The organism is Acinetobacter sp. GRABPA_MV_2, from assembly GCF_056725885.1.
This window is the reverse complement of record NZ_JBWZNA010000077.1, coordinates 1-325: the sequence shown is the minus strand read 5'-3', so window position 1 is coordinate 325 and position 325 is coordinate 1. Positions and strand designations below refer to the sequence as shown.

Annotated in this window: 1 protein-coding gene; it reads left to right on the top strand. The window is 52.0% G+C overall.

The window, feature by feature from the left end; genetic code table 11:
* Positions 1-325: hypothetical protein (locus ACXM0J_RS18895; protein ID WP_180992695.1), on the top strand; the 325-nt coding region annotated here is incomplete at both ends.

Here is a 325-nt window from a genome sequence, read left to right as displayed (position 1 = left end):
TGATTCTGACAGCGACTCTGATTCTGACAGCGATTCTGATAGCGACAGCGATTCGGATTCTGACAGCGACTCGGATTCGGACAGCGACTCTGATTCGGACAGTGACTCGGACTCTGACAGTGACTCTGACAGCGACTCGGATTCGGACAGCGATTCTGATTCGGACAGCGACTCGGATTCGGACAGCGACTCTGATTCTGACAGCGATTCTGACTCTGACAGTGACTCTGATTCTGACAGCGACTCTGATTCTGACAGCGATTCTGATTCGGACAGTGACTCGGATTCGGACAGCGATTCTGACTCTGACAGCGATTCTGACTCT